Source organism: Streptomyces sp. NPDC101237, from assembly GCF_044767465.1.
Taxonomy (GTDB): domain Bacteria; phylum Actinomycetota; class Actinomycetes; order Streptomycetales; family Streptomycetaceae; genus Streptomyces; species Streptomyces gramineus.
In genome coordinates this window covers 1-14,728 of record NZ_JBIWNY010000029.1, presented here as the reverse complement: position 1 = coordinate 14,728, position 14,728 = coordinate 1, and the positions used below count along the sequence as shown (strand labels likewise).

Annotated in this window: 12 protein-coding genes; 6 read left to right on the top strand and 6 right to left on the bottom strand. The window is 72.6% G+C overall.

Annotated features, from left to right (window positions below):
* Positions 1-23: 23 nt before the first annotated feature.
* Both ACIRQ9_RS33330 and ACIRQ9_RS33325 read right to left on the bottom strand, forming a co-directional pair.
* On the bottom strand, positions 24-641 hold the full coding sequence (locus tag ACIRQ9_RS33330; RefSeq protein WP_404182213.1) for a response regulator: 618 nt from the start codon (positions 639-641) through the stop codon (positions 24-26).
* A gap of 62 nt (positions 642-703) precedes the next feature.
* Complete coding sequence (locus tag ACIRQ9_RS33325; RefSeq protein ID WP_404182032.1) at positions 704-2,329, bottom strand: ATP-binding protein; 1,626 nt, start codon at positions 2,327-2,329, stop codon at positions 704-706.
* Between the two features lie 121 nt (positions 2,330-2,450).
* On the opposite strand from ACIRQ9_RS33325, the gene ACIRQ9_RS33320 reads away from it, so the two are divergent.
* Positions 2,451-3,860: a cation:dicarboxylate symporter family transporter gene (locus ACIRQ9_RS33320; RefSeq protein WP_404182210.1), complete on the top strand. Its 1,410-nt coding sequence runs from the start codon at positions 2,451-2,453 to the stop codon at positions 3,858-3,860.
* A gap of 159 nt (positions 3,861-4,019) precedes the next feature.
* Here ACIRQ9_RS33320 and ACIRQ9_RS33315 read toward each other — a convergent pair whose 3' ends face one another.
* The gene (locus ACIRQ9_RS33315; protein WP_404182028.1) at positions 4,020-4,637 is read right to left on the bottom strand and encodes a TetR/AcrR family transcriptional regulator; all 618 of its coding nucleotides are present in this window, start codon (positions 4,635-4,637) and stop codon (positions 4,020-4,022) included.
* Between the two features lie 176 nt (positions 4,638-4,813).
* Here ACIRQ9_RS33315 and ACIRQ9_RS33310 point away from each other — a divergent pair, with 176 nt between their 5' ends.
* The 5 genes from ACIRQ9_RS33310 to ACIRQ9_RS33290 all read left to right on the top strand — a co-directional run bounded on the left by ACIRQ9_RS33310 (position 4,814) and on the right by ACIRQ9_RS33290 (position 10,560).
* Positions 4,814-6,487, top strand: coding sequence for an MFS transporter (locus ACIRQ9_RS33310; RefSeq protein WP_404182025.1), 1,674 nt, complete (start codon positions 4,814-4,816; stop codon positions 6,485-6,487).
* Between the two features lie 92 nt (positions 6,488-6,579).
* Entirely contained in the window at positions 6,580-7,353 is a 774-nt protein-coding gene (locus ACIRQ9_RS33305; protein WP_404182022.1) for a DUF2127 domain-containing protein, read from the top strand.
* A 29-nt stretch (positions 7,354-7,382) separates the two neighbouring features.
* On the top strand, positions 7,383-7,811 hold the full coding sequence (locus tag ACIRQ9_RS33300; protein WP_404182019.1) for a MerR family transcriptional regulator: 429 nt from the start codon (positions 7,383-7,385) through the stop codon (positions 7,809-7,811).
* Positions 7,808-8,140: a thioredoxin gene (gene trxA / locus ACIRQ9_RS33295; protein WP_404182016.1), complete on the top strand. Its 333-nt coding sequence runs from the start codon at positions 7,808-7,810 to the stop codon at positions 8,138-8,140. Before ACIRQ9_RS33300 ends, trxA begins: the two co-directional genes overlap by 4 nt.
* A gap of 179 nt (positions 8,141-8,319) precedes the next feature.
* Positions 8,320-10,560: a HelD family protein gene (locus tag ACIRQ9_RS33290; protein ID WP_404182013.1), complete on the top strand. Its 2,241-nt coding sequence runs from the start codon at positions 8,320-8,322 to the stop codon at positions 10,558-10,560.
* Here ACIRQ9_RS33290 and glgB read toward each other — a convergent pair.
* From glgB to ACIRQ9_RS33275, 3 genes are all read right to left on the bottom strand, one after another.
* The gene (gene glgB, locus ACIRQ9_RS33285) at positions 10,535-12,721 is read right to left on the bottom strand and encodes a 1,4-alpha-glucan branching enzyme (protein WP_404182010.1); all 2,187 of its coding nucleotides are present in this window, start codon (positions 12,719-12,721) and stop codon (positions 10,535-10,537) included. The two genes, ACIRQ9_RS33290 and glgB, sit on opposite strands and share 26 nt — an antisense overlap.
* Positions 12,722-12,741: 20 nt before the next feature.
* Positions 12,742-14,121 (bottom strand): maltokinase, encoded by a 1,380-nt coding sequence (locus ACIRQ9_RS33280; RefSeq protein WP_404182007.1) that lies wholly within the window; start codon positions 14,119-14,121, stop codon positions 12,742-12,744.
* A 94-nt stretch (positions 14,122-14,215) separates the two neighbouring features.
* Positions 14,216-14,728: alpha-glucosidase C-terminal domain-containing protein (locus ACIRQ9_RS33275; RefSeq protein WP_404182004.1), on the bottom strand; the 513-nt coding region annotated here is incomplete at its 5' end.

Below are 14,728 nucleotides of genomic sequence, written 5' to 3'. Positions count from 1 at the left end.
CCGGGCCGCGCGGGGGAGCGGCTCTACCGCCCCCGTCCCCACCGGTACACCAGCTCCGGCCGCCCCACCTGTCCGTACAACGGACTGCGTCCCGCCGTGCCCGCTTCCACCAGGTGTTCCAGGTAGCGGCGGGCCGTGATCCGGGAGATCCCCACGGTCTCCGCGAGCGCCGCCGCGGTCAGGCCCTGCGCCGACTCCCGCAGCGCGACCGTGACCCGTTCCAGGGTCGGGGCGCTGAGCCCCTTGGGGAGCGCGGCGGGCGAGGGGGCCCGCAGGGCGCCGAGGGCGCGGTCCACCTCGTCCTGGCCGCTCGCCTCGCCCACCGCGGCGCGGAACTCCGCGTAGCGGGTCAGCCGGTCCCGGAGGGTCGCGAAGGTGAAGGGCTTCAGCACGTACTGGACCACGCCCAGCGAGACGCCCTCGCGGACCACCGCCAGATCCCGCGCCGACGTCACCGCTATGACGTCGGCCTGGTGGCCGGCGGCCCGCAGGGAGCGCGCGAACTGCAGGCCGTGCACGTCCGGCAGGTGCAGGTCCAGCAGGAGCAGGTCCACCGGCGTGCGGTCGAGGACGCGTCGGGCCTCCGCGCCGGTGTGCGCCTTGCCCACCGCCGTGAACCCCGGCACCCGGCCCACGTACATCACGTGCGCGTCCGCGGCCACCGGGTCGTCCTCGACGACCAGGACCCTGATCGGCTCCCCGGTCACCGGGCCCCGCCTCCCGCCAGCGACGCCCGCAGCGGCAGCCGCGCCTCGAACACCGCGCCGCCCTCCGGCGCCTCCGTCACGGTCAGCGTGCCCTCGAGACGCGTCACCGCCTGCCGGACCAGCGCCAGTCCGAGGCCCCGGCCGCCCGGTCCCGCCGGTTTCGTCGAAAACCCGCGCTGGAAGACCAGCTCGGCGTGGGCGGGGTCGACCCCCGCACCCGTGTCCGTCACCCTCATCACCAGCTCGGCGTCCTCCGCGAAGGCGGTCACTGTCACGCGCGCCCGTACCGTCCCCTGGGCCGCGTCCACCGCGTTGTCGATCAGGTTGCCGAGGACGGTGACCAGATCGCGCGCCGACAGGCTCTCCGGTAGCAGACCGTCATCCAGCCGGCTCTCGTCCGAGACCACCAGCTCGACGCCCCGCTCGTTCGCCTGCGCCGTCTTGCCCAGCAGCAGCGCCGCCAGGACCGGCTCGCTGACCGCCGCCACCACCTGGTCGGTCAGGGCCTGAGCCAGCTCCAGCTCGGCGGTCGCGAAGTCGACGGCCTCCGCGGCGCGCCCCAGTTCGATCAGGGAGACCACGGTGTGCAGGCGGTTCGCCGCCTCGTGCGCCTGCGACCTGAGAGCCTGCGTGAAACCCCGCTCGGAGTCCAACTCACCCGTGAGCGCCTGGAGTTCGGTGACGTCCCGGAGGGTGGCCACGGTGCCGCGGCGCTCGCCGCCCGACACCGGCGAGGTGTTCAGCACCAGGACCCGGTCCGCCGTCAGATGCACTTCGTCCACCCGGGGTCCGGCGGCCAGCAGCGCGCCGGTCAGCGGTGCCGGCAGGCCCAGTTCGGCCACCGAGCGGCCCACCACCTCCTCCTCGGGGCCCACGCCGAGCAGTTCCCGGCCGCCGTCGTTGATCAGGGCCACCCGGAACTGGCCGTCCAGCATCAGCAGGCCCTCGCGGACGGCGTGCAGCGCGGCCTGGTGGTAGTCGTGCATCCGGCTCAGTTCGGCCGCGTTCATGCCGTGCGTGTGCCGCCGCAGCCGGGCGTTGATCACGAACGTGCCGACCGCGCCCAGCGCCAGCGCGCCGCCCGCGACGCCGAGCAGCGCGGTCACCTGCTCCTGCACCCGCCGGCTGATCGCCTCCACCCGGATGCCCGCGCTCACCAGACCGATCACCCGGCCGTTGTCCAGGACCGGCGTCACCGTGCGCACCGACGGGCCGAGGGTGCCCCGGTAGGTCTCGCTGAAGGTGTGGCCCTGCTGGGCGGCCTCGATGTGGCCCAGGTAGTGCCGGCCGATCTCGTTCTCGTCCGGGTGGGTCCAGCGGATGCCGTCCGGGGTCATGATCGTGACGAAGTCGACCTCGGTGTCCCGCATGACCTGGAGCGCGTAGGGCTGCAGCTCCCCGGAGGGGTCCGGCGTGTGGATCGCGGCGCGGACCGAGGGGGCGTCGGCGACCGACCTGGCGACCGCCGCCGCCTGCCGGGCGGCCGCCTGCTCGGCCTGGTGGCGGTCGCTGACGTAGCTGAAGAGCGCGTACCCGGCGACCAGTACCGCTATCAGCACGGCCTGCATGGCGAAGAGCTGTCCCGCCAGGCTGCGGGGTCGGGGGACGGTCGGGAGGCGCATGCCAGCAGTGTGCCTCCCGGTCCGGCGATGAACTAAATGAACGGAAGGGTGACCGGGCTCACAGGCCGGGAGATAGTCACGGCAACCCCCATATCCCCCGGACGTGAGCCGCACGCCGGTGATGCCGACGAAGACGTCAAGGAGGGCAGCCGTGGCCGCCGCAAGCACCCCCAGTACGGCACCTGCCGCTCCCGCTGCGAAGCGGGACCGTACCCATTACCTGTACATCGCCGTGATCGTCGCGGTGGCCCTGGGCATCGCCGTGGGGCTCATCTGGCCCGACGCGGGCGTCGAGCTGAAGCCGCTCGGCACCGGGTTCGTCAACCTGATCAAGATGATGATCTCGCCGATCATCTTCTGCACGATCGTGCTCGGCATCGGGTCGGTGCGCAAGGCCGCGAAGGTCGGTGCCGTCGGCGGGATCGCGCTCGGCTACTTCCTGGTGATGTCGCTGGTGGCGCTCACCATCGGCCTGGTCGTCGGCAACATCCTGCACCCCGGTGACGGGCTGCACATCACCAACGCCCTCAAGGCCACCGGGCACGCCCAGGTGGACTCCGAGGCGCTCGGCGGCGTCGACTTCGTGCTGTCGATCATTCCGACCACGTTCGTCTCGGCCTTCACCGAGGGCCAGGTGCTGCAGACGCTGCTGATCGCGCTGCTCGCCGGGTTCGCTCTGCAGGCCATGGGATCGGCCGGGCAGCCGGTGCTGCGGGGCGTCGAGCACATCCAGCGGCTGGTCTTCCGCATCCTGGGCATGATCATGTGGGCCGCGCCGATCGGTGCCTTCGGCGCCATCGCGGCCGTGGTCGGCTCCGCCGGGCTCGACGCGCTCAAGAGCCTCGCCGTGCTGATGCTCGGCTTCTACGTCACCTGCGTGCTGTTCGTCTTCGTGGTGCTGGGCGCGATGCTCCGGGCCGTCGCGGGTCTGAACATCTTCTCCCTGTTCAAGTACCTCGCCCGCGAGTTCCTGCTGATCCTGTCCACCTCGTCCTCCGAGTCCGCGCTGCCGCGGCTCATCGCGAAGATGGAGCACCTGGGCGTCAGCAAGCCGGTCGTCGGCATCACCGTTCCGACCGGGTACTCCTTCAACCTCGACGGCACGATGATCTACATGACCATGGCGTCGCTCTACATCGCCGACGCCCTCGGCACGCCGATGTCGGTCGGCGAGCAGATCCCGCTGCTGCTCTTCCTGCTGCTGGCCTCCAAGGGCGCGGCCGGGGTCAGCGGCGCCGGTCTGGCCACGCTGGCCGGCGGCCTGCAGTCGCACAAGCCCGCGCTGGTGGACGGCGTCGGCCTGATCGTCGGCATCGACCGGTTCATGAGCGAGGCCCGCGCGCTGACGAACTTCGCCGGCAACGCGGTCGCCACGGTCCTGATCGGCACCTGGACCAAGGAGATCGACAAGGGCCGCGTGCGGCAGGTGCTCGCGGGTGAGCTGCCGTTCGACGAGAAGACGCTGCTGGACGACGGGGAGCCGGGTACGCCCGAGGTGCCCGAGCAGCGCGAGGAGCTGGCGAAAGCCTGAGCGCCGGCCGGCCGGCCGCGCTCCGCGGACCCCGGCGCCACGTGCCCGGTCCCTCCGCTCCGGACGTCCGGCCCCGCCTGAACCGGGGCCGGGCGTCCGGCCGAAGCCTCCGGGCGGCCGGCAGCTCCCCCGCGTCCGGCCGCCCGGAGCCCGATCCGGCTACTCGCTCAGCTCGGCCACCAACTCGGTGGCCCTTGAGGCGGGCACGCCCGCCGCGGTCAGTGCGCTGACAGCGGCGGCGCGGCCCGCCTTCCGCGCGTCCAGGAGGCCGTCGTTGACCGCCTCCATCACCGCGAACAGCAGCTGCTCGTGCACGTACGCCAGGGCCGGCGCCGGCAGCGGTGAGGTGAAGACGCCCTCGTCGAGGCCGCGGCGCAGCAGCTCCACCTTCTGTTCGCGCAGCGGGGTGAGCCGGTCGCGGATGCCCCGCATGGTGACGGTGCGCTGGGCGAGGCCGATCAGCAGCCGGTAGCGGTCGGCGGTCTCCCAGACGGCGAGCACCGAGCGGGCCACCGCCTCCGCCGGATCCGCCGTCTGGCGCCGGGCCCCCTCGTCGGCCGCCGTCAGCGTCCGCACCGCGTCGTCGACCAGGGTGCCGATCAGCGCCTCCCGGCTCGGGAAATGGCCGTACACGGTCCGTCGTACGACCCCCGCCGCGCGCGCGATCTGGTCCATCGAGGCGTCGGGGTCGCGCAGCAGCTCGGCGAGGGCGACGTCGAGGATGCGCCGCCGGTTGAGGTCGGCGCGGGAGGGGTTACCCGTGGTCATGGCTGCCATTGTGCCTGCCCGGCGGCCCGGCCCACCGACTCTCCGCACGTGCTTCACCTCCGCCGTTTGCACAAGGCTGTGCAGATCCCTTACATTGCACATGGTTGTGCAATTGCACGCCACTGTGCAAGTCCCGCCGTACGGACCCGACGGCACCTGGACGCGTGAGGAAGGCGATCCCTGTCATGCGACTCGTCATGAAGGAACCGGTGGAGACGGCCGAGGGGCCCTATCCGCGCCGCTGGTGGGCGCTGCTGGTGCTCTGCCTGAGCCTGCTGATCATCGTGATGGCCAACACCGCCCTCACGGTGGCCGCGCCCGACATGACCGCCGACCTCGGGCTCGGCAGCGCCGACCTCCAGTGGGTCATCGACGGCTACACCGTCCCGTACGCCGCCCTGATGCTGCTGCTCGGCGCCATCGGCGACAAGTACAGCCGCCGCGGGGCGCTCGTCCTCGGCCTCGCCGTGTTCGGGGGCGGCGCCGTCTTCGGCTACCTGGCCGACAGCGCCGCGACCGTGATCGCGGCCCGTGCCGTGATGGGCACCGGCGCCGCGCTGATCATGCCGGCCACCCTCTCGCTGCTCGCCGCCACCTTCCCCCGCCGCGAGCGGGCCAAGGCCATCACCCTGTGGACCGCCACCGCCGGCCTCGCCATCGCCGCGGGGCCGGTGGTCGCCGGCGCGCTGCTGCGCGACCACGGCTGGTCCGCGACCTTCCTCATCAACGTGCCGATCGCCGCCGTCGCGGCCGTCGGCGCGCTGGTCCTCGTGCCGCCCAGCAGGGCCGGCCACCACGACCGCATCGACTACGTCGGCGGACTGCTCTCCGTGCTCTGGATCGGCGCGCTGGTCTACATGATCATCGAGGGGCCGCACTTCGGCTGGGGCGTCAAGGCGGTCACCGCCGCCGTGGTCGCGGGCGCAGGTCTGGTCGCCTTCGTCCTGTGGGAGCTGCGCCACCCGCACCCGGTCCTGGACGTGCGCCGCTTCGCCCACCGCCGCTTCGCCGGCTCCAACCTCGCCGTGGCCCTGTTCTTCCTGGCCGTCTTCGGCGCCTTCTACTACCTCACCCAGCACCTCCAGTTCGTCCTCGGCTACGACGCCCTCGGCACCGGCGTGCGCATGCTGCCGCTGGCCGGCGCGGTCTTCGCCGGATCGGCCCTGACCGGCTGGCTCACCCCGCGCGTCGGCATGAGGTGGACGGTCACCGCGGGCATGGCCGGCGGCACCACCGCGCTCGCCCTGCTCACCCGCGTCGACGCCGCCTCCGGGTACGGGGACTTCGTGGCCCCGCTGATCATCCTCGGACTGGCCATCGGCCTCGCGCTCTCGCCGTGCACGGACGCGATCATGGGCGCCTTCCCGGAGTCCGAACTCGGCGTCGGCGGCGCCGTCAACGACACCTCGCTGGAGTTGGGCGGCTCCCTCGGCATCGCCGTCCTCGGCTCGCTGCTCGCCACCTCCTACGGCAACCACCTCACCGACGCCACCCGCGGCAGCAGGCTCCCCGCGAGCGCGCTGGCCACCGCCCAGGACTCGGTCGGCGCCGGGTACGCGGTCGCCCGGGGCATCGGCGAGCAGGCCCGCCGGACCGCCGCCCGGGCCGCGCAGGCCACCGACCCGCGGCAGGCAGCCCAGTTGAAGGCGCAGGCCGGGCAACTGAAGCAGGGCGCGGAGCAGATGGCGGACGCCGTCGGCTCCTCCTTCGCCTCCGCGGTGGCCCACACCAGCCTGGTCGGCGCGATCCTGCTGGGCCTCGGGACGGTGCTGGTGGCGGTGCTGCTGCCGGGGCGCACGCCGGCGGTGGCGGAGGCCCCGGCCGAGGAACGGGAGCCGGCGCGGAGCGGGGCGCACTGACCCCCGGACCCGCACGTGCCGGCCGTATCCACTAACGTGCCGCTCCGGACCAACCGGAACGGCACGTCGGCAAGGGCATGGAGGCACGGGGGATGAAGATCGACTGGGACCGTCGGCACTGCGCGCGCAAGGGGCACGTGACCTATGCCCCCGACGACCCGCGGCTGCGGGTCCGGCTGCACGCCCAGACCGCGGTCGGGGAGGCCTGGCGCTGCCTGCGCTGCGGCGATTTCGCGCTCGGCGAGCCGCACGGCTCGGGCCCGGCGGCCGACGCCCCGCTGGTACCGCGCGGGAAGGTGCTGCGGGACCTGTTCATCCTGCGCTTCCTGGCGGTCGAGCGGGCCGTGCGCGGGGTGTTCATCGTGCTCGTCGCCGTCGCGGTGTGGAAGTTCAGCAACAGCCAGGACGCGGTGCGCCGGCTCTTCAACGAGTACCTGGACACCTTCCGCCCGGTCTTCAAGCACTTCCACTACGACCTCGACCACTCGCCCGTCGTCGGCTCCATACAGAAGGCCTTCGGCTACAGGCACTCGACCCTGCTGCTGGTGGCCGGGCTGCTGCTGGCGTACGCGCTGATCGAACTCGTCGAGGCGGTCGGGCTCTGGTACGCCAAGCGGTGGGCCGAATACCTCACGGTGGTCGCCACCGCCGCCTTCCTGCCGCTGGAGATCTGGGAACTCACCGAGAAGGTCAGCTACCTGAAGATCGCCACCCTGGTGCTGAACGTTCTCGCGGTGCTCTACATCGCCCTCGCCAAGCGGCTGTTCGGGCTGCGCGGCGGCCGGCGGGCCTTCGACGAGGAGCGGCGCAGCGCCTCCCTGCTCGAAGTCGAGGAATCCGCGGGGATGCAGCCGAGCTTGCCTTGACGTCGGCGTCAAGCCCTACCGTCGTACCCATGCGCATCGGCGAGCTGGCCGCGCGGGCCGGCACCACCACCCGCACCCTGCGGTACTACGAGGAGCGCGGGCTGCTGCCCGCGCGCCGCTCCGGCAACGGCCACCGGACCTACGACGAGCGCGACCTGAAGCTGCTCACGCAGATCCGGACGCTCCAGGACGTCGGCTTCGAGCTGGAGGAGACCCGGCCGTTCGTGGAGTGCCTGCGGGCCGGGCATCCCCAGGGCGACACCTGTCCGGCGTCGCTCGCGGTCTACCGGCGCAAGCTGACGGAGCTGGACTCGCTCATCGGCGAGCTGCAGGCCGTGCGGGCCGAGGTCGGGGCCCAGCTGGAGCGGGCCGAGCGGGCGCGGGCGCGGCTGGCCGCCGAGGCGGAGGTTCCGGGTGGTCCGGAACCGGTGTGCGAGCTGGGAGGGGACGGCGTATGAGCAGGGCAGCGGGTGTGGCCGAGGTGACGGACGCGGACTTCGCGGCGGAGGTGATCGGGGCGGACCGGCCGGTGCTGGTGGAGTTCACCGCCGACTGGTGCCCGCCGTGCCGGCAGATGGCGCCGGTGCTCACGGCCCTCGCGGCGCAGGAGGGCGAGCGGGTGAAGGTGGTCCAGCTGGACGTGGACCACAACCCGGAGACGACCAACGCCTACAAGGTGCTGTCGATGCCGACGTTCATGGTGTTCCGGGACGGCGAGCCGGTGAAGGCGATGGTCGGCGCCCGGCCCGGACGGCGGCTGCGCGAGGAGCTGTCCGACGTCCTCTGAACCCGCCCCGAACGCAGGAAATCCCCCGGCAATTGCGCTCGGGGGATTTTTTTGCGTATATTCAAGAGTTCGTGACTTCAGATCGGCAGAGATATCGATCGAGCCACGAAGAAGTTCAGTGGGCACAGTATATCCGGGCGGGAGTGGAATTGTCAAACACCGAATTTCCGGACGATGAATTGCGGCACGAACAGGAATTCATCGACGGACTGTACGCACGGGTGGACGCCCTGCGCGGCGACACCGAGGACTCGGTCGCGAACGCCCTCTCCCTCGGCGACAAGCCGATGCAGGCCCGCCTGGAGCGGGACATCCTGGTCGCCGAGCGCTCCGGGCTGCTGGCCGCGCTGAACGCCGTGGACGGCTCGCTCTGCTTCGGCCGGATCGACCTGACCTCCGGCACGAAGCACCACATCGGCCGGATCGGACTGCGCCGCGACGACGCCGAGCGCACCCCGCTCCTCATCGACTGGCGCGCCGCGGTCGCCCGCCCCTTCTACCTGGCCACCGGCCACACCCCGATGGGCCTGCGCCGCCGCCGGCACATCGCCACCGACGGCCGGAAAGTCGCCTCCCTGCACGACGAGATCCTCGACCTCGGCGACCAGGAGCGCACCGGCCACGAGGACCCGTCCGGCGACGCCGTGCTGCTGGCCGCCCTCAACTCGGCCCGTACCGGCCGGATGAACGACATCGTGCAGACCATCCAGGCCGAGCAGGACGAGATCATCCGGGCACCGCACCGCGGGATCCTGGTCGTCGAGGGCGGTCCGGGCACCGGCAAGACCGCCGTCGCGCTGCACCGGGCCGCCTACCTCCTGTACGAGCACCGGGAACTGCTCGCCAAGCGGGCCGTGCTCATCGTCGGACCCAACCCCGCCTTCCTCGGCTACATCGGCGAGGTGCTGCCCTCGCTCGGCGAGACCGGCGTGCTGCTCGCGACGGTCGGCGAGCTGTACCCGGGCGTGAAGGCCACGGCCGCCGACACCCCGCAGGCGGCCGCCGTCAAGGGCCGCGCCGACATGGCGGACGTCCTCGCCGCCGTCGTACGCGACCGGCAGGCGCTGCCCGACCCGGTCGTCACCGTCGAGCACGACCGCGAGGTGCTGATGCTCGACGACGGCCTGGTGAACGTGGCCCGTGAGCGCACCCGGGCCGCCGGGCTCGCGCACAACGTGGCCCGCGAGTACTTCGAGGGGCACATCCTCAACACCCTCACCGACCTGTACGCCGAGCGGGTCGGCACCGACCCCTTCGACGGCAGCAGCCTGCTGGACGCCTCCGACGTCACCCAGATCCGCGACGAACTCGCCGAGAACCCCGAGGTGTGGTCCGCCGTCGACCGGCTGTGGCCGCGGCTGACCCCGCAGCGCCTGGTCGCCGACTTCCTCGCCGCGCCCGAGGGGTACGTCGGCGAACAGGACGCGGCCGCGATCCGGCGCCCGGTCACCCGCGCCTGGACCGTCTCCGACGTCCCTCTGCTCGACGAGGCGGCCGAGCTGCTCGGTGTCGACGAGCGGGTCGCCCGGGCCCGCGCCGAACGCGAGCGCGAGACCCAGATCGCCTACGCGCAGGGCGTTCTCGACGTCTCCTACGCCTCCCGGACCTACGAGTTCGACGACAAGGAGGACAGCGACCCCGACGCCTCGGAGGTCCTGTCCGCGCACCACATCATCGACGCCGAACGGTTCGCCGAACGCCACGAGGAGGAGGACTTCCGCAGCGCCGCCGAACGCGCGGCGGCCGACCGCACCTGGGCCTTCGGGCACATCATCGTCGACGAGGCGCAGGAGCTGTCGCCGATGGCCTGGCGGCTGCTGATGCGGCGCAGCCCGACCCGCTCCATGACCCTGGTCGGCGACCCCGCCCAGACCGCGGAGGCGGCGGGCGTGGGCTCGTGGTCGAAGATCCTCGAACCGTACGTCGAGGACCGCTGGGACCACACCCGCCTCGGCGTCAACTACCGCACCCCGTCCGAGATCATGGACCTCGCCGCGGCCGTGGTCCGCGCCGGGGACCCGGACTTCGAACCGCCCAGCTCGGTGCGGTCCACCGGAGTGCGCCCCTGGATCCGGCAGGCCGACGACGACCTGCCCGGCGCCGTGGCGAAGGCCGCCGCCGAACTCACCCCGGCGGACGGCCGGCTGGCGGTGATCGCACCGCGCGACCTGCACCGCGCCCTGGCCGCCCGCCTGGACGGCGTCACGGCCGGCGCCGAACCCGACCTGACCCGGACGGTCGTGCTGCTGGACCCGCGCCAGGCCAAGGGCCTGGAGTTCGACTCGGTCCTGGTGGTCGAACCGGGCCGCTACGGCACCAGCGACCTGTACGTGGCGCTGACCCGGGCCACCCAGCGCCTGGGCGTGCTGCACACCGGCCCGCTGCCGGACGGGCTCAGGCAGGCCGCAGCCACACCGTAGCCAGCGGGGGCAGGGTCAGGCGGATGCTCGTGGGGCGGCCGTGGGACTCGTGGTGCTCCGGCTTCACCGGGTCGGGGTTGGTGATGCCGCTGCCGCCGTACCGGGCGGCGTCCGAGTTGACGGCCTCGTGCCAGGCCGGGACGTCGTCCGGGACGCCCAGGCGGTAGTCGGCGCGGACCACCGGGGCGAGGTGGGAGACCGCGAGGAGCGGGCTGCCCTCGGCGTCGTACCTCAGGAAGGCCAGGACGTTGTCCTCGGCCGCGTCGCCCGCGATCCACTGGAACCCGGCGATGGAGGTGTCCCGCTGCCAGAGGGCCGGCGTCGCGCGGTAGACGGAGTTCAGGTCGCGGACCAGGTCGCGCACGCCCCGGTGGTCGGCCTCGGCCCCGTAGGCCGGGTCCAGCAGCCACCAGTCCGGGCCGTGCGCCTCCGACCACTCCGCACCCTGGGCGAACTCCTGCCCCATGAAGAGCAGTTGCTTGCCGGGGTGGGCCCACATGAAGCCCAGGTAGGCGCGGAGGTTGGCGCGCTGCTGCCACCAGTCGCCGGGCATCTTGGAGACCAGCGAGCGTTTTCCGTGCACGACCTCGTCGTGGGAGATGGGCAGCACGTAGTTCTCGCTGTACGCGTAGACCATCGAGAAGGTCATCTCGTGGTGGTGGTACCTGCGGTGCACCGGCTCGTGGGACATGTACTCCAGCGAGTCGTGCATCCAGCCCATGTTCCACTTCAGGCCGAAACCGAGACCGCCGCTGTCGGTCGGCCGGGTCACGCCGTCCCACGCCGTGGACTCCTCGGCGATCGTCACCACGCCCGGCACCCGCCGGTAGACCGTCGCGTTCATCTCCTGGAGGAACGCCACCGCGTCCAGGTTCTCCCGGCCGCCGTGCTCGTTGGGCGTCCACTGGCCCTCCTCGCGGGAGTAGTCCAGGTAGAGCATCGAGGCGACCGCGTCCACCCGCAGCCCGTCGATGTGGAACTCCTCGCACCAGTACAGGGCGTTCGCCACCAGGAAGTTGCGCACCTCACGGCGCCCGAAGTCGAACTCGAGGGTTCCCCAGTCCGGATGGGCCGCGCGGAGCGGGTCCGAGTGCTCGTACAGCGGCCGCCCGTCGAACTCCGCCAGCGCCCAGTCGTCCCGCGGGAAGTGCGCCGGCACCCAGTCCATGATCACGCCGATGCCGGCCCGGTGCAGCGCGTCGACCAGGTACTTGAAGTCGTCCGGGGTGCCGAGGCGGGCCGTCGGCGCGTAGAAGCCGGTGACCTGGTAGCCCCAGGAGCCGCCGAAGGGATGCTCGGCGACCGGCATCAGCTCGACGTGCGTGAAGCCCAGGTCGCCGACGTAGCGCGGGAGCTGGTCGGCCAGTTCGCGGTAGGTCAGGCCGGGACGCCAGGACGGCAGGTGCACCTCGTAGACCGAGAACGGCGCCTCGTGCACCGGCGTGTCGCCCCGGTGCGCCATCCACTCGCCGTCGGTCCACTCGTGCCGGGACGTGTCGACGATGGACGACGTGCTCGGCGGCACCTCGGTGCGCCGGGCCATCGGGTCGGCGCGCAGGGTGCGCGATCCGTCCGGACGGGTGATGTCGAACTTGTACAGCTCGCCCGCGCCGACGCCCGGCACGAACAGCTCCCAGACCCCGGACGAGCCGAGCGACCGCATCGGATGGCCGGTGCCGTCCCAGAAGTTGAAGCCGCCGGCCACCCGGACGCCCCGCGCGTTCGGCGCCCACACCGCGAACCGGGTGCCGGTCACGCCCTGGTGGGTCATGGGGTGCGCGCCGAGCACCTCCCACAGCCGCTCGTGCCGGCCCTCGCCCAGCAGGTGCAGGTCCAGGTCGCCCAGCGTGGGCAGGAAGCGGTAGGAGTCCTCGGACTCCTGGACCGTCCCCTCGTACTCCACCAGCAGCCGGTGGACCGGCACGTCGGACAGGGGGAGCAGGACGGAGAAGAAGCCGTCGCCGTCGTCGTGCAGTTCGGCCCGCAGATCCCGGCCGGCCACCACCGACACCCCGCGGGCGTAGGGACGGAACGCCCGCACGGCTATCCCGCCGCCCGGCACCGGATGCGCGCCCAGGACGGAGTGCGGGTCGTGGTGGGTGCCCAGCAGCAGCCGGTCGCGGTCGTCGGCGGCTACGGATACGGACTTCTTGGAGGTCACGGACGCGTCTCCCGGGGATGTCAGGTCGAGTCGGAGGTGGCGAGGCGGCGGACGGCCGACAGGGGCACGGCCAGCCAGTCGGGGCGGTGCCGGGCCTCGTAGACGACCTCGTAGACGGCCTTGTCGGTCTCGTAGGCACGCAGCATCACGGGGTCGGTGCGGGGGTCGGTGCCGGTGATCTCGGCGTACCCGGAGCAGTAGGCGGCCCGGCACAGCTGGGCCCAGGCGCGGGCCGGCGGGGTCACCGAGTGGGCCGCGTAGTCGAAGGAGCGCAGCATGCCGGCGATGTCGCGGACCGGCGGCTGCGGCAGCCGGCGCTCGGCCAGCGGGCGGGCCGGCTCGCCCTCGAAGTCGATCAGGGACCACTCCCCGGACGGCGAGCGCAGGCACTGGCCCAGGTGCAGGTCGCCGTGGACCCGCTGGGCGGTCCAGGTGCGGCCCTCGGCGGCGAGGCCCGCCAGCGCCTCGTAGGCCGAGCGCAGCCCGTCCTCGTAGGGGCGCAGCGCGGGCACCGCCTGTGCGGCCGCCGTCAGCCGCTCGGTCATGCCCGCGACCGTCGACTCCAGCTGGTGGTGTCCGAGGGTGACGGTCGGCAGTGCCCGGGCCAGCGCGGTGTGCACCTCGGCGGTGGCCCGCCCGAGCGCCCGCGCGTCCGCGGCGAAGTCCTCGCCCTTGGCCAGCTCGCGCAGGGCCAGTTCCCAGCCGTCGGCCGCGCCGCTCACGAAGGGCTGCAGGACGGCCAGCGTCCAGGCCGCGCCGGGTTCCTCGGGCAGTTCCGCCCGCAGCCAGGCCGCCGGGGCGGGCACCCGGGCGCAGCCCTCGCGGGCCAGGGCCAGGGGCAGCTCCAGGTCCGGGTTGACGCCGGGCACGACGCGCCGCAGGAGCTTCAGGATGAACGTATCTCCATAGACGACCGAGGAGTTGGACTGCTCGGCGGTCAGCAGCCGGGCCACCAGTCCGTCGCGGATCTCCGTGCCGGGGGCGCGTTCGAAGGACAGCCCGCCGATCCGGGCCCGGGTGCGCAGGGCCTCCAGGAGCAGCTCGGCGGGCCGGGGGTCGTACAGGGCGTCGTACACCGTGCGTCCGGCCAGCGGACCCTCGGTGAGATGGCCGATCAGCGCGGGCGCAAGCCGCGGCGGCAGCGCCTCGCGCGTGCCTATGAGGAGCTGGTAGCAGTCGCCGGCCGAGGCGGGCGCGGGCGGCTGTTCGGCGCGGATCAGCAGGTGGTGCAGGCCCAGCCTGCTGTCGGACGGCAGGAGTTCGGTCTCCGCCACGGTGGCGAAGCCGGTGACCGGACTGCCCTTGCCCGCGAACCAGCGCTGCCGGGGCAGCCACTCGCGCAGCAGGGGATCGAGCGAGGCGAGCAGAGGGGGCGTGGAAGAGGTGACCGTTTCCGCCATGGCGGTACGTCCTTTCCCCGGTCGTCGGGGGCGTCGGTGAAGCGTGCCCCGGGCGGACGGGCGGTGGCCGCCGCCCGGGGTGCCTTGGTTCCGGTTACCCTTCCGCGCGCAGTCGGAACCAGTAGAAGCCGTGTCCGGCCAGGGTCAGCAGGTACGGCAGCTCGCCCACGGCCGGGAACCGGACCCCGCCGAACAGCTCCACCGGGTGCCGGCCGCTGAAGCGCCGCAGGTCCAGCTCGGTGGGCTGGGCGAAGCGGGAGAAGTTGTGCACACAGAGGACGAGGTCGTCCTCGTACTCCCGCAGGAACGCGATCACCGCCGCGTTCGACGACTGCAGCTCGGTATAGGACCCCAGTCCGAAGGCAGGATTCTGCTTGCGGATCTCGATCATCCGGCGGGTCCAGTGCAGCAGCGAGGAGGGCGACGACATGGACGCCTCGACGTTGGTGACCTGGTAGCCGTGGACCGGGTCCATGATCGTCGGCAGGAAGAGCCGTCCCGGATCACAGGACGAGAAGCCGGCGTTGCGGTCGGGGGTCCACTGCATGGGGGTGCGGACGGCGTCGCGGTCGCCGAGCCAGATGTTGTCGCCCATGCCGATCTCGTC

Coding starts and splice junctions, on each gene's coding strand:
- ACIRQ9_RS33330 (WP_404182213.1), bottom strand. CDS start 641: ATGTACGTGGGCCGGGTGCCGGGGTTCACGGCGGTGGGCAAGGCGCAC.
- ACIRQ9_RS33325 (WP_404182032.1), bottom strand. CDS start 2,329: ATGCGCCTCCCGACCGTCCCCCGACCCCGCAGCCTGGCGGGACAGCTC.
- ACIRQ9_RS33320 (WP_404182210.1), top strand. CDS start 2,451: ATGCCGACGAAGACGTCAAGGAGGGCAGCCGTGGCCGCCGCAAGCACC.
- ACIRQ9_RS33315 (WP_404182028.1), bottom strand. CDS start 4,637: ATGGCAGCCATGACCACGGGTAACCCCTCCCGCGCCGACCTCAACCGG.
- ACIRQ9_RS33310 (WP_404182025.1), top strand. CDS start 4,814: ATGCGACTCGTCATGAAGGAACCGGTGGAGACGGCCGAGGGGCCCTAT.
- ACIRQ9_RS33305 (WP_404182022.1), top strand. CDS start 6,580: ATGAAGATCGACTGGGACCGTCGGCACTGCGCGCGCAAGGGGCACGTG.
- ACIRQ9_RS33300 (WP_404182019.1), top strand. CDS start 7,383: ATGCGCATCGGCGAGCTGGCCGCGCGGGCCGGCACCACCACCCGCACC.
- trxA (WP_404182016.1), top strand. CDS start 7,808: ATGAGCAGGGCAGCGGGTGTGGCCGAGGTGACGGACGCGGACTTCGCG.
- ACIRQ9_RS33280 (WP_404182007.1), bottom strand. CDS start 14,121: ATGGCGGAAACGGTCACCTCTTCCACGCCCCCTCTGCTCGCCTCGCTC.